This is a genomic window from Sphaerospermopsis sp. FACHB-1194, from assembly GCF_014696235.1.
Classification (GTDB): Bacteria; Cyanobacteriota; Cyanobacteriia; order Cyanobacteriales; family Nostocaceae; genus Sphaerospermopsis; species Sphaerospermopsis kisseleviana.
Genome location: NZ_JACJPU010000045.1, coordinates 12,779 through 37,495, shown reverse-complemented (window position 1 = coordinate 37,495; position 24,717 = coordinate 12,779). Strand labels below are relative to the sequence as shown.

General features: G+C 38.4%; 23 protein-coding genes and 2 tRNA genes. 7 read left to right on the top strand and 18 right to left on the bottom strand.

Translation table 11 applies throughout. The features are described from left to right. Window positions 1-39: 39 nt before the first annotated feature. From H6F45_RS21035 to H6F45_RS20980, 12 genes are all read right to left on the bottom strand, one after another. Window positions 40-225, bottom strand: coding sequence for a hypothetical protein (locus tag H6F45_RS21035; RefSeq protein ID WP_190348297.1), 186 nt, complete (start codon window positions 223-225; stop codon window positions 40-42). Then, entirely contained in the window at window positions 206-424 is a 219-nt protein-coding gene (locus tag H6F45_RS21030) for a hypothetical protein (RefSeq protein WP_190348304.1), read from the bottom strand. The genes H6F45_RS21035 and H6F45_RS21030 overlap by 20 nt, the downstream gene beginning before the upstream one ends. A gap of 155 nt (window positions 425-579) precedes the next feature. Beyond that, on the bottom strand, window positions 580-1,824 hold the full coding sequence (locus tag H6F45_RS21025) for a restriction endonuclease subunit S (protein WP_190348296.1): 1,245 nt from the start codon (window positions 1,822-1,824) through the stop codon (window positions 580-582). Window positions 1,825-2,007: 183 nt separating this feature from the next. Then, on the bottom strand, window positions 2,008-4,419 hold the full coding sequence (locus tag H6F45_RS21020) for a type I restriction-modification system subunit M (protein WP_190348295.1): 2,412 nt from the start codon (window positions 4,417-4,419) through the stop codon (window positions 2,008-2,010). A 256-nt stretch (window positions 4,420-4,675) separates the two neighbouring features. Beyond that, a complete protein-coding gene (locus H6F45_RS21015; RefSeq protein ID WP_190348294.1) occupies window positions 4,676-4,828 on the bottom strand; it encodes a hypothetical protein in 153 nt (50 codons plus the stop codon). Between the two features lie 12 nt (window positions 4,829-4,840). Next, the gene (locus H6F45_RS21010) at window positions 4,841-5,245 is read right to left on the bottom strand and encodes a type II toxin-antitoxin system VapC family toxin (RefSeq protein ID WP_071188134.1); all 405 of its coding nucleotides are present in this window, start codon (window positions 5,243-5,245) and stop codon (window positions 4,841-4,843) included. Beyond that, the gene (locus tag H6F45_RS21005) at window positions 5,245-5,469 is read right to left on the bottom strand and encodes a DUF2281 domain-containing protein (RefSeq protein WP_137669239.1); all 225 of its coding nucleotides are present in this window, start codon (window positions 5,467-5,469) and stop codon (window positions 5,245-5,247) included. The genes H6F45_RS21010 and H6F45_RS21005 overlap by 1 nt, the downstream gene beginning before the upstream one ends. A 260-nt stretch (window positions 5,470-5,729) precedes the next feature. Beyond that, a tRNA-Ala gene (locus tag H6F45_RS21000) sits at window positions 5,730-5,802 on the bottom strand. A 16-nt stretch (window positions 5,803-5,818) separates the two neighbouring features. Beyond that, window positions 5,819-6,547, bottom strand: a complete 729-nt coding sequence (locus tag H6F45_RS20995) for an HAD family phosphatase (protein WP_190348293.1) — start codon at window positions 6,545-6,547, stop codon at window positions 5,819-5,821. Window positions 6,548-6,732: 185 nt separating this feature from the next. Continuing rightward, window positions 6,733-8,457, bottom strand: a complete 1,725-nt coding sequence (locus tag H6F45_RS20990) for a cation:proton antiporter (RefSeq protein WP_137669237.1) — start codon at window positions 8,455-8,457, stop codon at window positions 6,733-6,735. 224 nt (window positions 8,458-8,681) lie between these two features. After that, entirely contained in the window at window positions 8,682-9,986 is a 1,305-nt protein-coding gene (locus H6F45_RS20985; protein WP_190348292.1) for a dihydrolipoamide acetyltransferase family protein, read from the bottom strand. Beyond that, window positions 9,983-10,363 (bottom strand): hypothetical protein, encoded by a 381-nt coding sequence (locus H6F45_RS20980; protein ID WP_190348291.1) that lies wholly within the window; start codon window positions 10,361-10,363, stop codon window positions 9,983-9,985. The genes H6F45_RS20985 and H6F45_RS20980 overlap by 4 nt, the downstream gene beginning before the upstream one ends. Window positions 10,364-10,597: 234 nt before the next feature. Here H6F45_RS20980 and H6F45_RS20975 point away from each other — a divergent pair. The 4 genes from H6F45_RS20975 (at window position 10,598) to H6F45_RS20965 (ending at window position 13,678) form a co-directional block, all read left to right on the top strand. Next, window positions 10,598-10,670 (top strand) — tRNA-Ile (locus H6F45_RS20975). Between the two features lie 363 nt (window positions 10,671-11,033). After that, window positions 11,034-11,171: a WD40 repeat domain-containing protein gene (locus H6F45_RS26730; protein WP_242052690.1), complete on the top strand. Its 138-nt coding sequence runs from the start codon at window positions 11,034-11,036 to the stop codon at window positions 11,169-11,171. 12 nt (window positions 11,172-11,183) lie between these two features. After that, window positions 11,184-11,357: a J domain-containing protein gene (locus tag H6F45_RS26725; RefSeq protein ID WP_272110106.1), complete on the top strand. Its 174-nt coding sequence runs from the start codon at window positions 11,184-11,186 to the stop codon at window positions 11,355-11,357. Between the two features lie 836 nt (window positions 11,358-12,193). Then, window positions 12,194-13,678, top strand: a complete 1,485-nt coding sequence (locus tag H6F45_RS20965; RefSeq protein ID WP_199301874.1) for a glycoside hydrolase 100 family protein — start codon at window positions 12,194-12,196, stop codon at window positions 13,676-13,678. 25 nt (window positions 13,679-13,703) lie between these two features. Here H6F45_RS20965 and H6F45_RS20960 read toward each other — a convergent pair whose 3' ends face one another. The 3 genes from H6F45_RS20960 to H6F45_RS20950 are packed head-to-tail and all read right to left on the bottom strand — an operon-like array spanning window position 13,704 to window position 18,649. Then, complete coding sequence (locus H6F45_RS20960) at window positions 13,704-14,939, bottom strand: ATP-binding protein (protein WP_242052689.1); 1,236 nt, start codon at window positions 14,937-14,939, stop codon at window positions 13,704-13,706. A 4-nt stretch (window positions 14,940-14,943) separates the two neighbouring features. Continuing rightward, on the bottom strand, window positions 14,944-17,043 hold the full coding sequence (locus tag H6F45_RS20955; protein WP_190348290.1) for a WD40 repeat domain-containing protein: 2,100 nt from the start codon (window positions 17,041-17,043) through the stop codon (window positions 14,944-14,946). Next, window positions 17,030-18,649, bottom strand: coding sequence for an AAA family ATPase (locus H6F45_RS20950; RefSeq protein ID WP_190348289.1), 1,620 nt, complete (start codon window positions 18,647-18,649; stop codon window positions 17,030-17,032). The genes H6F45_RS20955 and H6F45_RS20950 overlap by 14 nt, the downstream gene beginning before the upstream one ends. 319 nt (window positions 18,650-18,968) lie before the next feature. Here H6F45_RS20950 and H6F45_RS20945 point away from each other — a divergent pair, with 319 nt between their 5' ends. Both H6F45_RS20945 and H6F45_RS20940 read left to right on the top strand, forming a co-directional pair. Beyond that, complete coding sequence (locus tag H6F45_RS20945; RefSeq protein ID WP_190348288.1) at window positions 18,969-20,309, top strand: 16S rRNA (cytosine(967)-C(5))-methyltransferase; 1,341 nt, start codon at window positions 18,969-18,971, stop codon at window positions 20,307-20,309. A gap of 57 nt (window positions 20,310-20,366) precedes the next feature. Continuing rightward, a complete protein-coding gene (locus H6F45_RS20940) occupies window positions 20,367-20,789 on the top strand; it encodes a TerB family tellurite resistance protein (protein ID WP_096565705.1) in 423 nt (140 codons plus the stop codon). On the opposite strand, the gene H6F45_RS20935 is transcribed toward H6F45_RS20940, so the two are convergent. The 3 genes from H6F45_RS20935 to H6F45_RS20925 all read right to left on the bottom strand — a co-directional run bounded on the left by H6F45_RS20935 (window position 20,713) and on the right by H6F45_RS20925 (window position 23,614). Then, complete coding sequence (locus tag H6F45_RS20935; RefSeq protein WP_190348287.1) at window positions 20,713-20,940, bottom strand: hypothetical protein; 228 nt, start codon at window positions 20,938-20,940, stop codon at window positions 20,713-20,715. The genes H6F45_RS20940 and H6F45_RS20935 overlap by 77 nt on opposite strands. A 74-nt stretch (window positions 20,941-21,014) precedes the next feature. Then, window positions 21,015-21,212, bottom strand: coding sequence for a hypothetical protein (locus H6F45_RS20930; RefSeq protein WP_096565707.1), 198 nt, complete (start codon window positions 21,210-21,212; stop codon window positions 21,015-21,017). 83 nt (window positions 21,213-21,295) lie between these two features. After that, on the bottom strand, window positions 21,296-23,614 hold the full coding sequence (locus H6F45_RS20925; protein WP_190348302.1) for a penicillin-binding protein 1A: 2,319 nt from the start codon (window positions 23,612-23,614) through the stop codon (window positions 21,296-21,298). 347 nt (window positions 23,615-23,961) lie between these two features. On the opposite strand from H6F45_RS20925, the gene folK reads away from it, so the two are divergent. Continuing rightward, a complete protein-coding gene (gene folK, locus H6F45_RS20920; protein WP_137669590.1) occupies window positions 23,962-24,453 on the top strand; it encodes a 2-amino-4-hydroxy-6-hydroxymethyldihydropteridine diphosphokinase in 492 nt (163 codons plus the stop codon). Window positions 24,454-24,717: the final 264 nt, after the last annotated feature.

The window sequence follows — 24,717 nt, the reverse complement described above, 5'->3', positions numbered from 1 at the left end:
GTCGCTAAGGAAGATCATATAATTATCAATTGTCAATTATCAATTATCAATTATTCTCGTTTTTCCTGTTAGTAGTTGTTGCATCATTCCCTGTTTGATGTTTTTGTATTTTTCTCTTTTCTTCTCTAATGCTTTTATTTCTTTATCCATTTCTGTAACGATATTTTTGTTTTTGATATACTCTAAAGCATCTGATAAAATACAACTATTCAATAATTTCTTCATATTCGTTGGTGTCTTCTACTTGGTTCATTTCTGCAAAAACATCTGCTAAGGTTTGGTTATCTAACCATTGATGACGTTCTTTGGTATAGTCTCCTTTTCCTGGACTTAGATATTGAATAAATCTAATTGTATCAGCTACTCCTAAAGATTTGATTAAAGCATCATAACCTTGTTTGATAATTTCATTGTGAGTTTTCATCATTATTTTCCTCTAGTTGTATTACTTCTGCTAACCATTGCACTGGGTTATTAATTCTAACATTCACTATAAGTAAATACGCGGTTGGTTTTGATCGTCAAAAGGACGATTTAAACAACAAACATCTAAATATATTTTATATTTTTTGTTCATATTTATCTATCCTCTAAATTTATTTTTAATCTCGTTTTTCCTGTTAGTAGTTGTTGCATCATTCCCTGTTTGATGTTTTTGTATTTTTCTCTTTTCTTTTCTAATGCTTCTATTTCTTCATCCATTTCTGTTAATATTTTGGCGATCGCTTTTTGTTCTGTAAGAGATGGTAAATGGATAAAAATTGAATAAAAATCATTGTGGTTCAAATCGGGAATTGTACTTGTTCCTGCTTTTGCAAGAATGATTTTTTGCGTTTTGTCTAAACGTAAGTAAGCTATTAAATAATTCTTGTCTAAAATTTTTCTATCAAAATTGATTTTAAAAAAGTTATTATGAAATACACCACTTACACCTGATACAACTATTCCCGTATTACCTGTTCTTGTCATTAAAACATCATCTTCATTACAACAAACGGAAGATGAATAATCATTAATATATTCTATATCTTTACCATTATTCAGAAATTGAATAGTAATATATTTTTTAGAGTTGGGTAATGGTTGCTTTAATCGCTGTTCAATTGCAATTTGTAACCCCTGATTTACAAAAGAAACATCTTTAAAAGTCTTCACCTCCCACTCACCACTAAAACCAGGTAAGCGTTTTTTACCTGTGAGTAATTCTTGCATTGTTCCCTGTTTGATGTTACGCTTTTTGGTGATGAGTTTATCTATTGCTGTAATTAGGTTATCTACATCACTAAGAGATTGAGCGATCGCTTTTTGTTCAGCAAGTGGGGGAAGGGTGATTTCAATACCTTTCAGTATTGCAGTATTAAGTGATGCCATTGTTTGACCAACTGCAACACTTCTAATTCTCTGTTTTGTTGATTCTTGAAGGAAATGATAACTCAAATATGCAGGAGCAATATTTTTATTATTAATTCTAATTCTTAGTAACCGACTAGAGAACAACCACCCATCTTCCAAATTTCTAATTAATGAATTTCTATCAACAGAACCTACACGACTAAAAACAATATCACCAGTTTTTAGAATATAAGAACTTAATCTATTTTTATCATAATCAGAAACCATTGGTAGATTTTTATGTACTACCCCCTTATCACTCAAATGTTCAACTGTAATAATGGGTGTACCATCATCAACATAATCTTTTTCGTGCAGAGATGAACCGAATGGTCCAGTTTTGACATCAGCAATATCCCCCAATCTCTTAACATCCCAATCTTCAGGAATAACCCCAACCTCAGAAACCTTAAAACCATCAGGAATACTCATAAAACCCCCCAAAAAACAAACAAAAAATCAAATCAATCTGCATTTATCCGCGTTCATCAGCGTTCCATTTATTGAAATAGTCGGGTCTAAAACCTTGCCTTTAAAGGCGAAAAGTTTTTTGATCGGGGTATATATAAATCCCCGTTACAAAAACGGCCTCCTGCCTCCTGCCTTCGTTATCCATCACCAAACAAACCCCATCTGTTGTAAATGCTGATCAACCAAACTCGTCAACTTATCCACCTCATCACTCAACTCTAATAAAGGAGTATCATAACGTTCACCTAACTCCTTAATTCTCTGCGTCAACCGTTGGGAAATACGATCCATTTCTGCATTTATCCCTTGTTTTAAAATCCCCATCCATTTATCATCCACCACCAAACTCTTAACTTCCTCCTCCGTCAACTCCCTATATTTCTTTAACACCTTATGATGTAATTCTTGGGTAGCGTCTTTAATTTTCTTATTCAAAATTGCTTCCGACTCGATCAATTGTAAATAGGATTTTAACACCTGCAACTCTTCCTTATCTGCAAATAAAGGATTTTTTTGGATTTCCTTAATTCTCACATTAATATTAGTCTTAGTAATTTTCCCACTGTCATTAGTCACTTCTTCTAATAAACCTTCCTCTCCTCCATATTCTTCTTGCATTTCTTCCTGTTGTCTGATTATATCATCTTTCTGATTTTCCAACTGTGCTATTTTACTTTGTTCCTGAGGAAAATAATTATTAATGATTAAATCTTCCGGTATCAATTCACAAACATAATCCATAATTGTACCTTTTTTATTGGTGATGGGTGTAAGTTCCGCTTTCCAACCATCTTCAACTATCATATACACATCATCCCCCATGACTTCCAACCAATAAGTTAACAGATATTGATAAACGTCATACTTATCTATTAAATTTTGTCCTGTAAATGCTGCAAGTAAATTCTCACCTAATTTATAGATAATTTCCCTGGGTTTATCTCCTGGTTGGATAGCTTTTAATAATGGTGTATGTTGTTTTTCCCAAGTTGTAAAAACCTGCTCTATTTTCTGACTATATTGGATAAATTCAGGATGATGAAAAATACAATTTTTAACTTCATTTGCAGCAATTTTTAACTGTTGATATCCGGGGTTTTCGGTTGGTGCAAATAATTCTTGTTGTAAGTTGGGGTAAACTTGCCAAAATTCCCCTAATGCTTGAATATCTTTCTCTGGTATTCCTCCCAATAAATGCGCTGCAATATCTTGAATGTCTTCCGCTTCTTGGGAGTCTATATAACGGGGAATATTCAAGTTAAAATCATTATCGGCAATTTCTGTTAACGACACCATGCGGGAATATTTAGCAATTTCTAATTGCTTATTAAACACATCCACAATTTTATGTATATCCTGTTCCCGCAAACGGTTTTTATTACCATCTTTGACAAATCCTTTACTAGCATCTATCATAAAAATGCCGGCAGATTTACCCGCGTTTTCTTTATCTATGACAATAATACAAGCTGGTATTCCTGTACCATAAAAAAGGTTAGGAGGTAAGCCGATTATACCTTTGATTATACCTTGATTAATGATTTTTTTTCTAATATCTGCCTCTGCATTACCCCGAAATAACACCCCATGAGGTAAAATTATCGCTCCTTTTCCCTGGGGTTTTAAGGAGGCAATTAAGTGTAATAAAAAAGCATAATCGCCGTTTTTTGCGGGAGGTATTCCATAATCTGAAAATCGTTGAAATTCATCTTTTTCTGGGTTAATTCCTGTACTCCAAGCTTTTGCCGAAAATGGAGGGTTAGCGACTGCAAAATCAAAGGTTTTTAAACTACCATCGCTATTTTTAAAGTGGGGAGTTGATAAGGTATTATCTTGTTTAATTTCTGCGGTAGGATGTCCATGTAATATCATATTCATCCGCGCTAGGGAGTAGGTAGCGTTATCCATTTCTTGCCCGAAAATGCTGATTTTAATCTCTGTTTCATCAGCAGCTTTTAATAATAATGAACCACTCCCACAGGTAGGATCATATATACTTTGTTGGGGACTGGTAACGCTGTTAATTCCAATGACTTTAGCAATGACGCGGGAAACTTCCGCAGGGGTGTAAAATTGTCCTTTACTTTTTCCTGACTGGGTGGCAAAGTTCCGCATTAAATATTCATAAGCATCGCCTAAAATATCATCTCCATCGGCGCGGTTTTTGCTAAAATTTAAGGCAGAATTTTCAAAGATGGCGACTAAGTTAGTTAGTCGTTCTTTCATTTCTTGGCCTTTTCCCAGTTTATCAGGATCGTTAAAATCGGCATCATTAAATATATTACCTAAGTCGTTAGCTTCGGCGAGATTTTGAATAATTAAATTGATTTTTTCGCCAATATCTTTTTTACCTTTTAAGTTCACAATATCCTGAAAACTGCCGCCTTGAGGTATTTCTATAAGTGCATCTTCAACGTCTGCATATTTATCAGATACGTATTTAACAAATAATAATACTAAAACATAGTTTTTATATTGGGAAGCATCCATACCCCCCCGCAGTTCATCGCAACTTTTCCATAAAGAACTGTAAAGTTCACTTTTCTTAATTGCCATTTTGTGTATCCTGGAGATGCCCGAATGAAAGAGTTGTTAGGAATTATGTTTTCATAATTGTATTCATTATATAGTATTATTAATTGATTTGTAAAGTCTGATTATTAACCCAATGTTTAACCCAATTTTTAACCCAATGTTTAAACCAATTTTTCACAGCTTTTCTAATTGCCCTTCTACCTTCGTTTCTATTTTCTTCTATCAATTTTGGTAATTCTCTAATTGGTAAACCAGGAAAAACTAAACTTGTTTCTGATTATATATATTCACCATTTTCTAAGAGATAAATCTTTAATTTTCCAGCATCATAACACCAAATTTCTGGTACTACCAAGCGGGCATAAATAGGAAAGCGATTTAAGGATTTACTGGTAAGCTGTTGTGCATTTAATTTGCATAAGTTTAACATTTTGTAGCTTTTCTACCAAATAGTTTTAATAGTGGTTAAAGCTTGAATCCTCAAATCACGAGTAACTAAAGGAATACCCAAAGAAAACGCCGTAGCTGCAATAATTCTATCAGGCATATCAGGAACTGTTACCCGATCAATTTGTCGAATTGCACCTGAAATATTACGATCCAAAGGTACAAGTATAATACCTACATTGGGATCATCCAAAGCATTTAAAATTCGTGTTAATACCTCTTCTGCAAAGCGTCCCTTCTCAACTAAATAAGCAATTTCTATAACCGTAATAGCTGAGATATAAATAGGATTACCTGTATTAACTGCTTGTTCTAATGCTGTTAATGCAGCTTCTGATAATCTCTGTAAATCAAAAACGTACCAAATTAAAGTATGTGTATCTGCAACCACTGATGTCATTAAATTATATCCCTTGGAAAATTACCCCACATTTCTTGACGCGCTTGATAAATATCTTCTTCACTAATATCTACTTTTAAATCAGCACATAATCCTCTAACATTCTGTAAAGGAGTTTTAAGAGTCATTTTTTGAGACAAAAATTCCGCAAAATCTAATAATTGCTGTTGTTTATCAACAGGTAAATGGCGTAACTTTTCTAACACAGATTGCTCAATATTCATTGAAAAATCTCCTGAATTTACTACATAGTATCACCTTACATCTTTGATTGTCGAGGCAATACCTCAGCCTAATAAATTAAAATACTGTTATAAAATTAAGGTGGGTTGAAAGGAGTGCTGCGATCGTACACAACATAAGTTATGTGTATTACCTGGAGATAAAATTTAAGGACAAATAATTTGGCAGCACAGCAATTTGGCAAGACAGACAACAATTTGTCAACGCAGACAAATTATTTGGCAAACGACAACAGAATAAATGGAGAATAGGAGACTCGAACCCCTGACCTCTGCGGTGCGATCGCAGCACTCTACCAACTGAGCTAATTCCCCTTGATCACATCCTATTTTAACACTCGGTCTTTATATTGTTCACATCTTGCTGCAAAAAAATTTCCTGTACCCGTTCTAATTCCAACTCTGTCAAATAGTCAACTGTCCAGTTAGCTTGACGCTGCAACATATGAAATGGGTAAGTATTGGCAACTCCTACAACTTGCATCTGAGCGCGTTTGGCTGCTTGAATACCCGCCGGAGTGTCTTCAATAGCTAAACATTCCTGACTTTGCAAATTTAAATCTGGATATACTTGATTTAATTTTTCTACAGCCAGCAAATAACCTTCTGGTTGGGGTTTACTGGTGGTGATGTCATCACCTGCGACGATAACCGTAAAATATTCAACCAGTTTAGCACGTTCCAGCACCAGTTGGATTTCTTGACGCAAAGCACCGCTAACTAAACCGAGTTTCAGGTTTTGCGATCGCACCTGAAAAATTAAATCTTCTATTCCCGAATACAAAGGCAATTTTTCCAGTTTTTCCAGTTCTTGTACATAAGCTTGGGCTTTACGTTGCAGCAATTCCATTAAATACTCTTCTGTAACCACTCTACCACGATTTTTGAGCAAATCTTGAAAACAAGCGCGATCGCTCCTTCCCAAACAACCTTGACGCTCATGCAGCTTTTGCGGTTGCAAATTTTCCTGCACTAGAATTTCATCTATTAATTTTAAATGAATTGGCTCATCTTTGATAATGACACCATTGAAATCGAATAAAACTACCTTTAAACTCATGCAAATACGCCAATGCCATAATAATTAAGATCCTCAACAATAATTATGATGTATTTTGGCGTGCATGACCAGCCCAGATACCGGGTAAAATTCCCAAATTTGATGGACTTTGTGCGTGAAAGGATAATCTATTCTCCCGACTTTTGTAGGGTTTAGCAATGCTAAACCCCTACGACTCCTTACCTTTATTCTTGATCTGGTCTAACACTTAAATATCTATCTTTGCGAATAGTATTGATCACAGTTTGAATGTAACTTTCTGCTGCTCCCAAAGTTTTTAATAAATGATTTCCTAACTCTAAAGCTGCTTCAAATTCAGGTTGTACAACTTCCTTCGCACCCATTTGGGTTAAAATATCAATTTCCTTGTTATTATGTGAACGAGCAATGACATCTAAATGGGGTGCAATAGTCAAAGCATTTTTTAAAAGTAAACGGGTACTAGCAGCGTCAGGAAGGGCGATCGCTAAAGCTTTAGCAGTGGCTAAATGTGCTTTTTCTAATACTAATTCTGAATCTGCATCACCAAAAATATAAGGTATTTGACGCATTCTTAATCTTTGTACAGATGCTTCGCTATTTTCAATAACTAAAACTGGATATCCTTCAGTTTGTAAGATATTAACAACTACTTGCCCTACTCTACCATAACCTGCTACCACTACATGATCAGTCATTATTTCTGGCATAGATATAGTTTTGGGTGCAGAAAATCTTTGTAAGAAATTCGCTAGTACGGGATTTTGATTTAAATTATCAGCAATAAAAGGAGCAACTTTAAGTGAGAATGGTGTAAGAATGAGTGTAATTGCTGTTGTTCCTAATAATAAAGAATAGGTTTGTTGAGATATCAATTCTAACTGCAAACCTACCAAAGCTAATACAAAAGAAAATTCACCTATTTGGTTAATTCCCAAACTGACTATAATTGCATTTTTGAGAGAATAACCAAATTTTAAAACAATTCCGAAAATAATTACGGCTTTACCCAACATGACTAAAGCCACAAGTTCTAAAATTATAGCAAAATTGCTGATGAGAATAGCCGGATCAATCAACATTCCAATAGAGGCAAAAAACAAACTAGCAAAGGTATCTCGCAAAGGTAAAATTTTCGCTAATGCCTGGTCAGCATAATCAATTTCTGATATCATTAAACCAGCAACAAACGCCCCCATAGCAATAGAAAGACCCAATTTTGCAGTTATTACAGCAACTCCTAAACATAAAGCAATTACAACTAATAAAAATAACTCATTGCTTTCTGTAGCGGCAATATTGCTTAACACACGAGGCACTACCCAGCGACTAAATATAATTGCAACTCCAACAAATATTGTAATTTTAACTAAAGCCAAACTGAGAGCTACTGCAATATTTTCTGGTTGTTGTAAAGCTGGAATTATTGCCAACATCACACCCAAAGCTAAATCTTGAGCGATTAAAATTGCCAGCATAATTTGCCCATGTACTGTATTAACTTCACCCTTTTCTGTGAGGGTTTTTAATACTATTGCTGTGGAAGAAAGAGATAAAACCGCACCTAAAAAGATGCCTTTTGTAATGCTAGAAGCCCAACCTGTTAAGAGGGTGACTATTGTTACTAGAGCAATTGTTAAACCGATTTGTAATAAACTACCTTTAATAGCAATTTCTTTCACTCGTCTGAGTTCTGCTAAAGAAAATTCTACACCCAGCGCAAACAGCAGAAAGGCAACTCCAATTTCTGCTAAAGATTTAATTTCATTCACATTACTTAATAACTTAAACCCAAAAGGTCCAATAGCAAAACCACTAACTAAATAACCCAGTATCACAGGTTGACGCAACCGATGGGCAAAAAATCCTCCTAAAGCAGTAGCGACTAACACTGTTGTGATATCCAAAATTAAACTATGTTCTGTTGGCATCTTTTTTTTGAATTTATTTATATTGTTATCAACTGATGTCACTTACTTTCAGAGTAGCTTGAATTGATAACAGTAAACAGGTAAACAGATCCCCAACTTCTTCAAGAAGTCGGGGATCTATATCCAGGAATATAAAAAAACTTGGAATATAAAAAAACTTGGAATATAAAAAACTCCAAGTCTGAAATTAAGATTTATTGGTTTTTGGTTTTGAGATTTTTTCCTTACAGTGTCAAAGATTGGGGGTTGGTTTCAATCAATTTTGCTAAATCTTGCAAGAATGCAGCCGCATGAGCGCCGTAAATAATACGATGGTCACAGGTGATGTTAACCTTCATTTGTTGACGCACACCAAATAAACCATCTGCGGTAGCGACAACTTGGGGACGAGCAGCAGCGATCGCTAAAATTGAACCTTGTCCTGGTGGTAAAATCGCATCAAAGGTATCGACACCAAACATTCCCAAATTAGACAGAGTAAATGTACCGCTATTATATTCCTCTGGTTGTAGTTGTTTCGCTCTCGCTCTGTCTACCAAAGATTTCCAGTTGCGTGACAGAGAATAGATATCTACCTGATCGGCGTTTTGTAACACTGGTGTAATCAAACCACCATCATCCATTGCCACAGCGACAGAAACATTGATATTGGAATGATAAACAATACCTTGATCTGAATAACTGGCGTTAAGTAAAGGATGTTTTTGTAATGTCACCGCTACAGCTTTCGCTAATAGCGCCGTCATGGTGACACCTTTAGATTTAATTTGTTTGTAAAGTTTATCTAATCCATCCGTGGTAATGGTGTAACCAACATGGAATATAGGTACAGACAGGCTGGCCATCATATTGCGTACCACCGCATTTTGCAGAGTAGTTAATGGTACGACTTGACCAGGAACGGCAGCAACAACTGGGGCGGGTGCAGGTGTTGGTTTTGCCGGAGCAGCGGCAGCGGGGGCGGGTGCAATAGGAGTAATAACCGGGGTAGTAGGTGGCTGAACTTTACCAACAGCAACTTCTATATCTTCGGCGACAATGCGACCGTAAGGACCACTACCTTTAAGGTTATTTAAATCAACTCTTAATTCTTTCGCCAACTTGCGAGCGCGGGGCGAAGCTACTAACCGTCCTTCCCGATGGTTTGAGCCATTTTGAGAAGCTGTTGCAGGTGCGGCTACAGTTGCAGCAGCGGCCACAGGTACGGGCGCGGGTGCGGATGCGGGTACTGGTTCAGCTACAGCACTACCACCACCAGCCATCGCCTTAGCGGCTTCTATTTCTGCTTCTGTTTCGGCAACGTAAGCGATCGCCGCACCAACAGGGGCAGTTTCACCAGCTTGGACAATGATATGGGCAAGAAATCCTTCATAGAAAGTTTCCACATCCATATCAGCCTTATCTGACTCGACAACCACCACTGTTTCGCCTTTTTCCACTTTATCCCCCGGCGACTTCACCCAAGAGACTATCTTTCCCTCAGTCATGGTGGAACTCAGCGCCGGCATAAATACTTCATGAATGCTCATAATGGTGGTTTCAGAATCAATAATTTTATGGACTTTAACAAATGTCGCCAGATCGAATTGTATCTTGCTACGAGGATTTTAGAGCAAATGATTGGGGACTGGGGACTGGGGACTGGTGACTGGGGACTGGTGACTGGTGACTGGGGACTGGTGACTGGTGACTGGGGACTGGGGACTGGGGACTGGTGACTGGGGACTGGTGACTGGTGACTGGGGACTGGGGACTGGTGACTGGGGACTGGGGACTGGGGACTGGGGACTGGGGACTGGGGACTGGTGACTGGGGACTGGGGACTGGTGACTGGGGACTGGGGACTGGTGACTGGGGACTGGGGACTGGGGACTGGGGACTGGGTAAGAATTTTCCCAATCACCAATTACCAATTACCAATTACCAATTACCAATTACCAATTATCAATTACCAATTACCAATTACCAATTACCAAACCTAAACTAAAAATTTTTTTAATTATGCGTCAGATGGTAAAATCATGCTATACTCATAGATGTGTGTTTGTCCAAATGCTAAAAATAGGTTGCTCAAGCTACAATCATAACAGAGAGTTAAGCTTAAAGCCTACTTAAACAGAAGACAAATCTAACACAACAAGCGCCTTTGGCCGATTGGGGAGGCAACGAACTCATAATTCGTCTTCAGGCTGGTTCGATTCCAGCAGGGCGCATTTAATGAAAACCTATACATAATAAGCTTTTTGGATTATTTCAGCTTCTACTCTGTGCTGATTTCACTCATTTTTTACCTATTAGCTAATAAGTGCGGTTTTTGGACTTGCTACTTATGGAGTTTTTAAAGTAAGCTGTTGTGCATTTAATTTGTATAAGTGGAACAGGCAAGATGCGTGTTCCACAAGAGTTCAGAATATTAGGATTATACAATTTAGCTGTGTAACAGCTTATTAGATAATTCTCAATTTTAGGACTTACGCAAGATGTGACTGAAAACCTTATTCTTGGGTAGGGGTAATTCATGAATTACCCCTACTTTCGTTTCCTTTTGCGTAAGTCCTGAATTTAAAGAAACTCCCATGCAAGTTTTTGAACGCATGGAAACAAAAGTTTTGGAAATGGACTCTTCTACAGAGGTTTTATCTATTGCTATTCATCCAGAATGTAAAACTATTGCTAGTTGTAGTAAAGACGGAATTATCAAACTTTGGAATTGACAAACTGGGGAAATTTTAGGAGTTGATGAAAATGCTCATGGTGAAGATGTAAAAATTGCCTACCGAAAATTAGCGAGATTATATCATCCTGATATTAACAATACGGATACGGCTAAAGCTGCAATGCAAGTAATTAATCAAGCTTATCAACATTTTCAGAGGCTTGTTAATGTTAACAGGGGTTGATTAATCTGATTTAAAAATTCAAGGGTAATATAGGGTAATATGTAGTTAATGTGACAGAATTTACGAAAAATAGCAGCATGAAATATTATGATTCATGTCTGGTAGATTTTTGGTGAATTTAGCAGCGTGAGCTAGTTATTTGTGATTTGGTTTGATGATTGGGTTATAATGTCGAAATTTTCCAGAAAATTGACATTTTAAATTTTTTAATGATCTATATTGCATATTGGGAAAAAACGTTATAAATTGTTAAGTTAAAGGGGAATAATTTAACCAGCAGTTGCAAACAGTCAATCATTGTCAAGTAAATATACTGTAAGGGGTTGGAACTTCATTATTACGATCCTAAAACAGCATGAGGGGTATGTTTTTGTTTGTAAAAGCACTATCCTAGATTTTTTTATGGGATAATGCGGAATCTCAAAATATATCTTGTATATTTTGCTGTAATTTTTCTGATGAATATTTTTTGTATTGTTTGATGTGAATAGCTAGAACACCGATTCATTAATCGTCAGGGAGAAGGGAAAAAGTGTGCATTTTTTGGGATTTCAAGAGATGGCAAAGAAATTTTCAAATCTTCTCCTGACTCCTGACTCCTGACTCCTGACTCCTGACTCCTATGCCCTCACGGAAAGACTTTCTCAGCAACCCCTAATTATGACCTAATTAATTTGCTGATAATCAGTAATTGTAACTGATTTTGTTTGAGGATTGCTACTAATGATTGTTATTTGCTATTGCTCAAGTTATATGCTGCTGAACATAGCAAATACTCATGAGAAATAAAGCCGCATTCACCACAAATTCACTATCTTAATGGAGTTATTCTGGCGATGCAACTAAATGAATTAACCACAAGGGAAACCACAAGTGAAACTACAAGTAAAACTACAAGTGAAACTATAGAAAAAGAGGCGTGGCAGGCACTAGAAAATTCAATACTTTACTATCAAGGTCGTCCTGTTGGTACTTTAGCGGCGTATGATCCATCTGTAGAAGCATTAAACTATGATCAATGTTTTATCAGAGATTTTGTTTCTTCAGCGTTGATTTTTCTGATTAAAGGCAAAACAAATATTGTTAAAAACTTCCTGGAAGAAACATTAAAATTACAGCCTAAAGAAAAGGCGTTGGATGCTTATAAACCGGGTAGGGGTTTAATTCCAGCCAGCTTTAAAGTTGTGACTATTAATGGGGAAGAACATTTAGAAGCTGATTTTGGAGAACACGCGATCGCTAGAGTCACACCTGTTGATTCTTGTTTATGGTGGTTGATTTTATTACGTGCCTATGTAGTCGCTACTAATGATTATACTCTAGCTTATCAACCGGAATTTCAAACAGGTATCCGGTTAATTATGGAAATCTGTTTGGCAAATCGTTTTGATATGTACCCCACTCTATTAGTTCCTGATGGTGCGTGTATGATTGATAGACGCATGGGAATTTATGGACATCCTTTAGAAATTCAAGTGCTATTTTTTGCGGCTTTGCGTGTAGCCCGTGAGTTATTAATTTGTCAAGGTAATCAAGATATTGTTGAAGCAATTGATAATAGATTACCTTTGTTATGTGGACATATTCGCAAACACTACTGGATAGATCTGAATCGTTTGAATGCCATTTATCGCTTTAAAAGTGAAGAATATGGGAAAACAGCGGTGAATTTATTCAATATTTATGCTGATTCCTTACCTTACTATGAACTAGATAAATGGCTACCGAAAAAAGGCGGTTATTTTGCTGGTAATGTCGGACCATCTCAATTAGATACTCGCTTTTTTACCCTGGGAAATTTAATGGCTGTAATTTGTGATTTATCCACAGAAGAACAGTCACAAGCAATTATGAATTTAATTGAAAAAAGATGGGATGATTTGGTAGGAGATATGCCCATGAAAATCTGTTTCCCAGCTTTAGAGAATGAAGAATATAGAGTGGTGACAGGATGCGATCCGAAAAATATACCTTGGTCCTATCATAATGCCGGAAGTTGGCCTGTTTTAATGTGGATGTTAGCCGCAGCAGCAGTGAAAACTAATAAAACTGGTATGGCTAGAAAAGCAATAGAAATTGCTAAAGCGCGATTGAGTGAAGATGAATGGCCAGAATATTATGATGGTAAAAAAGGTAGATTAATTGGTAAACAAGCGCGGAAATATCAAACTTGGACAATAGCAGGATATTTATTAGGGAAAGAACTCATAGATAATCCTGATTTCTTGCCATTAGTTAGTTTTGATAAATTACCCCCAGAAACAATTTCTAGGGCTTGTGAATTTGAAGTGGGTAGTATAGATTCTTTGATGAATTTATAAATCGTAGGGTGGGTTAGCGTCTGTGTTACCCACCTTTATTTGTAGATCCCCCTAAATCCCCAAAAAGGGGACTTTGATTAATTTCCCCCCTTAATAAGGGAGGTAAGGGGGGATCTCGATTAATTTGGATACTTCTGAGATATCCTTTCAGCCATTGGCAGAAATTATCATGATATAAACTGTAAACAGAAACATTAGATTTAATTTCTACATTTAAAAACTCAAACCAAGCTTCTAAAATTTCCTCTACATCAAATTCATCAGCATCTAATAAATTAGCAATATCTGTCACTGATATGGGTTGTGTTTGTTCGGCTAAAACTTGCAAAACAGCTAGGGGTAAATCTTGATTTTCCCAATCTAGCATTTTGGCTAAATGTTGTTGATAGTAGGTTTCTAATGCTGGTGGGAATGATGTTTGTATTTGTTGGGTTTGGGTATAGAAACCGTCAGCAATAGCGGTTAAGATTGCGCTGATGTATTTAAAGTTATTGGCGTTTTCGTTGATTTTGTGGGTATTTAACCAAGATTTTAGATCCCCCCCAACCCCCGTTAAAAAGGGGGGAGAATTTAGGGTTGTTTGAATATAATTTTGTATATCTTGTTTGTTTTCCTCTGGATAATCTGCTAAATTCAAACTTTGTACTGGTGCTTCAATTAATAAACCAGAATTACTTGATAAAAACGGACGACGGGTAAGGAGAAAATACACTCCTTGGGGGAGGTAGCGGGGAAGATAAAAAATATTTGTTCCTGGTGGTTGTAAGTTGCGGTTGATGCAGTTTAACCCGTCAATGGCAATAATTAATTTTTGGTTTGTTTGATGTAATTGATTTGTCTGTAATAAATTATCGCTGATTTGTTGTAGTAACAATGATAAAAACCAACTTCCTTCTGTAGCGTTATCCGGTAAATTTGGCAGGGATAGATTTTGAAACTTGGCGATAATTTGACAACATATATATATTAAAAATTCCGCAGCGTGATTTTTCCCCTCTAACTCCGCGTTGTAATAAATCACTTGGTAATTTTTGGGAGGATTTTTTTGAGCATATTTAGCAATTATGGCACTTTTACCGCTACCCGGTGGTCCGATAATTGTGAAATAACCCCGGTTATAGCGGTTCAGAAAATTATTAATAGCAGTAAAAACAAACTCACGACCGATAAAATTCGTGCTTTTGGTGTTAATAACTGCCGTGAATTGTTGCTGAGTATCCAGGTAATTATTAACCGTTGGTGGTCTGGGGGTGGAGTTCATAAATTTATTCTCCCTCATTTTCCAACTTTAGAAAATGCACCATTCCCCCAGCGTCACCGGCAACAATTGTTAACGTATCTGTGAATTTAGTAGGGGGTGCAACCGCACAGGAAAGAAAGTTACTGTCACCTGTGAAAGTAGCTATTTCTTCCCCGGTCTGTAAATTCCACACCTTGACAGTATTGTCCCAAGAACCAGAAATCACCCGTTGATTGTCTGCTGTCACTGCGACTGCGTATACCGAACTACTATGACCTTCAAGGGTGAACTGTACTTCCCTGGTCTGTAAATTCCACACCTTGACAGTATCGTCAGATGAACCAGAAATCACCCGTTGATTGTCTGCTGTGACTGCGACTGCGTATACCGAACTACTATGACCTTCAAGGGTGAACTGTTCTTCCCCGGTCTGTAAATTCCACACCTTGACAGTTTTGTCAGATGAACCAGAAATCACCCGTTGATTGTCTGCTGTCACTGCTACTGCGTTTACCCTATCACTATGACCTTTAAAGGTGAACTGTACTTCCCCGGTCTGTAAATTCCACACCTTGACAGTATTGTCCCAAGAACCAGAAATCACCCGTTGATTGTCTGCTGTGACTGCTACTGCGTTTACCCTATCACTATGACCTTCAAGGGTGAACAGTTCTTCCCCGGTCTGTAAATTCCACACCTTGACAGTTTTGTACCAAGAACCAGAAATCACCCGTTGATTGTCTGCTGTGACTGCGACTGCGTATACCGAACTACTATGACCTTTAAAGGTGAACTGTACTTCCCCGGTCTGTAAATTCCACACCTTGACAGTATTGTCATCAGAACCAGAAATCACCCGTTGATTGTCTGCTGTGACTGCTACTGCTGTTACCCAACCACTATGACCTTTAAGGGTGAACTGTACTTCCCCGGTCTGTAAATTCCACACCTTGACAGTATTGTCCCAAGAACCAGAAATCACCCGTTGATTGTCTGCTGTGACTGCGACTGCGTTTACCCAATTACTATGACCTTCAAGGGTGAACTGTACTTCCCCGGTCTGTAAATTCCACACCTTGACAGTATTGTCCCAAGAACCAGAAATCACCCGTTGATTGTCTGCTGTCACTGCAACTGCGTTTACCCTATCACTATGACCTTTAAAGGTGAACTGTACTTCCCCGGTCTGTAAATTCCACACCTTGACAGTATTGTCATCAGAACCAGAAATCACCCGTTGATTGTCTGCTGTCACTGCAACTGCGTTTACCGAACTACTATGACCTTTAAGGGTGAACTGTTCTTCCCCGGTCTGTAAATTCCACACCTTGACAGTTTTGTCAGATGAACCAGAAATCACCCGTTGATTGTCTGCTGTCACTGCTACTGCGTTTACCCTATCACTATGACCTTTAAAGGTGAACTGTACTTCCCCGGTCTGTAAATTCCACACCTTGACAGTATTGTCCCAAGAACCAGAAATCACCCGTTGATTGTCTGCTGTCACTGCTACTGCGTTTACCGAACGACTATGACCTTCAAGGGTGAACTGTTCTTCCCCGGTCTGTAAATTCCACACCTTGACAGTATTGTCAGATGAACCAGAAATCACCCGTTGATTGTCTGCTGTGACTGCAACTGCGTTTACCGAACGACTATGACCTGAGAGAGTGCGGAGTAAGCTTCCTCCTGCTTGGGTGAGACTGGGAGTGAGGGGACGCAACCAAGGGTGAGGGTGGTTTGTTTGTGCTTGGTTTAATAGGGTTTGAATTTCTGGGGTGTGGATAGCTTGTAACCTTCCCCATAATTGACTGGGTAATTGTTGTTTGTCTTGGGTGACTATGTGTGCAGACAGTCGCAAAGCACTTTGAATATATTTTAAGGTTTTGGTTTGGTCTGGGTGGGTTTTGGTTTGGGTATCATCCAGTAAATCATAATCTTCTATTAATGCTTGGATGCCAAATTCAGGATGATTGATTTTGGCGGATATGAATTGATAATTTGTGAGGGTTTGGAAATATTTTTCATACTGACCAGAATTAACCAAACTATAAGGATATCTAGCCAGACGAATTTTTTGTTTATGTAATTTTTGGGCAGAGGATTTTTTTTCAATTTGTTTCATTGTCATCCTCATCCTGTTCTAAATAATCCGCAATGCGCTGATTTACTTCTTTAAATAACTTGCGGGTTGCTTGTAGTTCTCTTTTTGCTTTCAAGAAATCTAAGAAACTAGCATGATAGATACTGTAACAAATATCTCCATCTATATTTGATGTTCTTAAATATTCAATCCATTCATCTAAAACATCCTGTACAACATATTCATCTTGATGGAGAATATTAAAAATCATCTCACAGGGAATTGGTGTGGCAATTTCCACTAAGGTAAACAGAATCATTACTTTCATTTCTTTAGATGAATCATTCATTTTCATCCTGTCCCAATGAGTTTGATAATAATTCTGTAAACCTTGTGGTAATTGAGTTAAATTCACATCATCATAATCACCCTCTGCTATTGCTGGTAACACATAGCGCAAATACATAAAATTATTTTCGCTCTTGTCTGCTAACTTCTGCACAAAATCATCAGGGGTGATTTTTCTGTTGGATATCCAATTTTGTAAGCCATTTTTATGTTCTGGGTAATTTTCTAAACAAAAGCGAATATATTCTTGAATATCCTTTGCGTTTTCTGCATCATACTTTTTGTCAGTCAAATCTAATTCTTCTTGTGTTACACCTTCTGTATAAAGTCGTTTTTTACTAGGTTCATAGCGTCGTCGTGTCAGCAAGAAGTAAACATTATCTGGTAGGGTTTTGGGTAAATATAAAATATTTTCTGCTCCTGGTTTTTGGTCTACTTCATCCAGTGCATCCACGACAATGATTAATTTTTCATTGGTGCTTAGTTTTTCCGTAGCTTTTTCCAGTAATGTTGATAAATCAGCGTTTTCAACATTTGTGATTTGATAGCGGTTAATTAGTTGTTTACGAATACTTTCCAGGAATAATTCAGGACGGTTACGACCATCTACCAAGACGTTAAAATAGCAGATTGCGTTATTTTCAGAAACGTATTTTGCAGCGATGGTACTTTTGCCCATTCCCGCATCACCGATAACTGTAAAATAGCCTTTTTTATTGGTGTTGGTGAAGTTTTGAAAGGCAGCAAATACAAATCCGCGACCGCAGAAGGATTGGGTTTTTTCGGTGATTAGTGATTGAAATTCTGGTTGATATTCATATTTTTTATTATCTGAATATATTAATTTATTGACTTGTTGATCACGTACAACTTCCGCTGGTGTCCTAGTGCGTTTAGCTACGCTGATAAAAACTTGACAAAATTCCTCAAATTCTTGACGAATGTTAATATTGTTTGATTTTAGCTCTCGTATTTTATCTCCCAAGATATTCCACTCTAGAAAATGTTCTACTTCTTGGGGAAAAATCAAGGGATGATCAGAATTAAAATTTTTCCAAAAAGCTTGTTGAATTTCTTGTTCTCTAAAAAGTTCTAGAACCAACTCAGGTTTACCCACTCCATACTCAACTAAAGCATAATTGTAAACGCTAACAGCATCTTTTGGCGGTTGTAACGGATCAAAACCTAATTCCTTTTTAATTTTGATCACAATTTCACTTCGTTCTGCTGACTGGATAGCTAGGGGAGCAGCACTAGAAGCAATTCTAACGATCGCACTAATTACTGAGTTAATGTCCATTTTAGCGATAATATGGCAGAAATTCACACCTACACTCTATCTTAACAGTAGATGACGAGATTTAGCTTAAACAGGGTAATCATAAATAAAGCGATCGCTCATTCGTTGTCTTAAAAAACAGAACTTACACAAAATCTCCTCAAACCCTATTTTTTCTGTGTCGCGCTAGTTGCTACAAGTCGGGAAACCGCCCAATGAACTGGTTTCTCTGTGTCTCTGTGGTTCGTTTCTATCAAACTTCAAAAAATCTGTTTTCAACTCCTTGGGCTGATCCTGACAGCTATAATGACTACTCTGAGTCAAATTCTCATTACCTTCCATGTCTAACCCCCGTCAAGTTGCATTTACCGCCCTCAAAGAAGTACACAAAGGAGCTTATACTGATGTCGCCCTCGACCGTGTATTACAAAAGTATCAATTACCGGACAATGACCGTCGGTTAATGACAGAATTAGTCTATGGTAGTGTGAGAAGACAACGCACTTTAGACGCTATTATTAATCAACTTGGTACTAAAAAATCTCACCAACAACCACCAGACCTGCGGACAATTTTACATCTGGGTTTATATCAACTCCGTTATCAGGAAAAAATCCCCGCTTCCGCTGCTGTCCACACCACGGTAGAACTAGCAAAAACAAATGGGTTTTCTGGTTTAACTGGTTTTGTGAATGGGTTTTTACGGCAATATTTACGACTTGCAGAAACTTCATCAGAACCTTTAAAATTACCAGAAAATCCCGTAGAAAGATTAGGAATTTTATATAGTTTCCCCAATTGGATCATTGAAGTTTGGTTAAAACAATTGAGTTTTGAGGAAACAGAAAAACTCTGTCAATGGATGAATCAAACCCCGACTATTGATTTAAGAGTTAATATTCTTAAAAGTGACTTAGAAAAAGTAGAATTAACTTTTAAAGATGCTGGTATTTTAGTCAGAAAAATTCCCCATTTACCCCAAGGTTTAAGATTAATTAGTAGTACGGGTGCAATTCAAAATTTACCAGGTTTTCAAGATGGTTGGTGGTGTGTACAAGATAGTAGCGCCCAGTTAGTAGGTCATTTGCTTGATCCCCAACCCGGTGAGGTGATCATTGATGTTTGTGCAGCACCAGGGGGAAAAACTACCCATATTGCAGAGTTAATGGGGGATGAGGGTAAAATTTACGCTTGTGATAAAACTGCTTCTCGTTTACGCAAACTTACTGAAAATGCCAAACGTCTGAATTTACAATCTATCGAAATCTGCACGGGGGATAGTCGCACTTTTACCCAATTTCATAACATCGCTGACCGTGTATTATTAGATGCTCCTTGTTCCGGTTTGGGAACTATGCACCGTCACGCTGATGCGCGTTGGCGACAAACTCCCGCATCTGTCCATGAATTAGCTCAAATCCAACAAGAGTTAATATCACATACTGCAAATTTTGTCAAGCCTGGAGGGATTTTAGTTTATGCTACTTGTACATTACACCCAGAGGAAAATGAAGAAGTAATTACAAACTTTTTAGAAAAAAATTCCCATTGGCAAATTGAACATCCTAGCTTTGATTTTGTTGATGTTTCTCCCTCTGGGTGGTTGAAGGTATGGCCTCATCAACAAGATATGGATGGTTTTTTCATGGTGCGTTTAAGAAAAACCAAGGATTCCGAGTGAATACTGCTAGGGATTGTACCATTTGATGAAAGACCGAATCTACTGGAGGAGGCAACAATGGTTAGTAATTCTCATGTTAAAAATCTAGTTAAAATTCTGATTGGAGCAGCTTGGATTGATGGTAGAATCCAGCCGGAGGAAAGACAATATCTGCGGGAAATAGCTCAAGCTAAGGGTTTAGCTACTGACCCAGAGATTAAGCCTTGGCTGTATGAATTAGTACCAGTTAAACCAAATCAATGTTATGAATGGGTGAGAGAATATTTGGGCGATCGCCCCAGTTTACAAGAATGTGAAACTCTGATTGAAGCTATCAGTGGATTGATTTACAGTGATGGTGAAGTAGCCATTGAAGAAGCTAAACTACTGACTAGATTGGAGGAGTTGAGTAAATCTCATGATTCTACTCAACCAATTTACAACCCACTGTTAAAACAAATTCAAAAGCTTTACCGCCGCTGGGTGGATGTGCAGAATTAGGGACTGGGGACTGGGGACTGGGGACTGGTGACTGGGGACTGGTGACTGGGGACTGGGGACTGGGGACTGGTGACTGGGGACTGGGGACTGGGGACTGGGGACTGGTGACTGGGGACTGGTGACTGGTGACTGGGCATTGAGCATTGGGCATTGGGCATTGGGTTATTAACTTCGCCCTGCTCCCTGCTCCCTGCTCCCTGCTCCCTGCTCCCTGCTCCCTGCCTCCTATGACTCTTTATCCACCTTGGGAACAAAATCAGGACGTTCTTTGCTTTCCCAACCTGCGGGACGTTTGGAGTTGTACCAAGCGATTGAACCGATAGTAACGGCAGCAATAAAACCAACTACATACACTAAAGTAAAAGCTAATGGAAAATGATTACCTGCTGCTGCGGGTGCTGCTGTTTCCAGTAATAATGTCATGACTATATTATCCTATTGTTTGTAACACTTCTTTACAAAGTATAAAACGAGTTGACCATCTACATCTGCCACTGGGGGAAATATTACTCACCAGGGGAGGAAGAAGAAGAACCTGGTTTCAGGCGTTCTCTCCAAGAAGGTTTGGATGGGGAAGATCCAGAGGAATTATTGTTTACAGGAGGAGCAGAATTTGAATCTTGTCTGCGGTTTCGTCTTCTAGAACGAGATGATTCTGCACCAGAATTGTTCCCTGATTGGGAATCAAAGCGCCTCCGTCTTCTGGGAGTGGACTCTTCTTGTTGTCGATAACGTCGTCTACGTCTTGAAGTGTAGTTTGATTGCTGTTCTACTTGAGTATAATAGCTTCTGCGTCTGCGTCTGCGTCTGGTTGATGAATCACCATCATCCTGATCTGATTGTTGATCATTAGATGCTACAGATGCAACGGAAGTATTAACAATTTTTTTCGGTTTGATCGGTTGAGCTTTGATCGTACCTTTGCGATTTTCTAATTTGGGACGTGCAGGAAACTTTTCTACTGGCATTCCTTCAACGGCTTTTTCCATAAATTCATGCCAGGTATAAGCGGCGCTGGTGCTGCTACCATTGGTAGGGCGGTTATTATCATTACCTAGCCAAACTCCTGCCACTACTTGGGGAATATAGCCAATAAACCATAAATCACGGGCTTCATCTGATGTTCCTGTTTTCCCTGCTACCTGTCTATCATTTAATTGGGCAGCAGCACCAGTACCATTTGTGACTACATTGCGTAGCATCCACGTCATAATGGCGGCACTATCGGCATCTAAAGCCCGTTGAGGTTGGACATCAGCAGACCAAATCACATCACCCTGACGGTTGAGGATGCGACGAATTCCATGCGCTTCTGTATGTAAACCTTGGGTAGCAAAAGAACCATAAGCACTGGTTAATTCTAGGAGATTGACTTCGTTAGAACCAAGTGCTAAAGAGTAGGTAGGCTTGAGTTCCGATTTAATCCCCATATCCTGTGCTAGTTTAATGGTTGGCTCATATCCCACATCTATTAATACCCTTACTGCAATTGTATTAATAGAACGGGTAAGAGAATCTTTGAGATTCATTGAGCCATAGAATTTTTCACTGTAGTTTTTTGGTTCATAACCATCTACTACTAATGGTGCATCCATATAGCCATCGTAGGGACTCTTACCTGTAGCGATCGCCGCAGCATAGACAAAACCTTTAAATGTTGATCCTGGTTGTCTTTGCGCTTGAGTTACACGATTAAACTGGTTTTCGCTAAAGTCCTTACCTCCTACCATTGCTTGAATTTCCCCATTGCGGGGATCAATAGCTACTAAAGCGGCTTCTTTAAAATTTGCCCAACTACCTTGAGTTCTGAGAACTTTAGCCACTGCTGCTTCTGCTGCCTTTTGCCAGGTCGGGTTTAAACTGGTTTCTACTACTAACCCTCCTGCTGCTAACACATCAGGCTTAACATATTTTGGTAATTCCTGCTGAATGTAGGAAGTAAAGTAAGGAAACTCAACTTGAAAGCGTCTCGGTAAATTGCTATTAACTGTGAGTGGTTCTTGAATAGCGGCTTGCTGTTGTTCTGGTGTAATTACGCCATCTTCCAACATCCTTTTTAACACTTGATTTCGCCTTGCCATAGCTGCTTGAGGATTTTTATTTGGGGCGTAAGTGTTGGGAGCAGGAGCAAGTCCGGCAATGGTGGCCATTTCTGATAAAGTCAGTTGATCCACGGATTTATTAAAATAGACCCAAGCCGCATCTGCTACACCATAAGCACCAGAACCCAAATAGACTAAATTTAGGTAACGCTCTAAAATTTGGTCTTTACTGAGTTCTTGTTCCATTTTCTGAGCCAGACGCACTTCCTTGAGTTTGCGCCAGATGGTGCGCTCTTGGGTGAGAAAGAGTATTCTTGCTACTTGTTGGGTGATGGTACTACCACCTTCCACCACATCTTGCGATCGCAAATTATTCACAACTGCTCTAAGAATACCTTGAGCATCTATCCCATTGTGCTGTTGAAATCTTCTGTCTTCTGAAGCGATAAAAGCGTTTTTTAAGTTCTCTGGGATTTGTTCTAGCTTTAGCTGTTCCCTAGTGGCTTCTCCTTGCTGTTGGAGAACAGTTCCATCACTGGCTTGAATAGTAAGTGTTTGCTCTCGTATTACCGCATTCAGTTGTGATTTATCCGGTAAAGAACTGTCTATTACACTAATCCCATAATTACAGGCAATGATCCCGCCACCTAAACCGACTACACCTAAGCCAGTCCAAAACCAGAACCGACGATAAAAAGGTTTATCGCTCCTAACAATACTGGCAACCATCCCAGATGATAAACTCGTCATCTGGTTAAGTAACTGCCTTGCCTGCACCAGCATAGTTGGCCGTAGGTTTTCAGGTGTGGACTCCTCGTTTGTGGACTCCTCGTTTTTATGATGATTCCCAAGTGGCAAGAGCAGTTTCTCCTCAGAGCTACTTCAGTTTATTATTGATGCCGAAAGGCTAGGGTTGTTGCGCTCATAGCGTTAGAACATCATACCTTATAAATAATCAATTAATTCAGGTAAAATTGATTTATTTGCCAAACCGTTATTTCCATTGGCTTTGGCAGATGATTAAATAATTTCAGGGAGATCAAGACTTATTACCAAATAGGAGAAAGTTGGTAGCTGATGCAGCAAAACTGATCCCCTGCCTCCTAGCAAGAGCATTCAGCAGCAAAAGAATGTCTAAAAAATTCGCCAGAAGTGCGATCGCTCTCGGCAGTAATATGGGTGATCCCCAAAGAACTTTAGCAGCCGCTTTAGAGACTTTAGCCCAAACCCCTGGTATTATTCTCGAAGCAAAATCCAGTTGGTATAGAACCAAAGCCGTAGGACCGCCACAGCCAGATTATTTAAATGGCTGTTCCATATTGCAAGTAGAAATGTCTCCACAAGCTTTATTAACCAGCTTGTTAGCAATTGAACAAAAATTTGGTCGTGTGCGTCGAGAACATTGGGGACCGAGAACTTTAGATTTAGATTTATTGTTGTATGATGACTTAATCTTAAACGAGCCAAATCTCCAGATCCCCCATCCCCGGATGCACGAGCGAGCTTTTGTCCTAGTCCCATTGGCAGAAATTGCCCCAAATTGGAGAGAACCCCTATCTGGTTGTACAATTGAGAATCTGCTGCAAGAAGTAGACCGTTCTGATGTACATTTAGTTAAGTAGGGGTTGCTGAGAAAGTCTTTCCGTGAGGGCATAGGAGTCAGGAGTCAGGAGTCAGGAGTCAGGAGGAGATTTGAAAATTTCTTTGCCATCTCTTGAAATCCCAAAAAATGCACACTTTTTCCGGTATACCCTTCAAAACCCTTGCACTTTTTTCTGTTTATCAGCCTCTAACCTTTGATATATCAAGGTTTTAGGTTTATTCAGCAAACCCTAAGTATGAATAACCGACTATTAAATTACCATCCTTGGCAGCAGAAACACCCT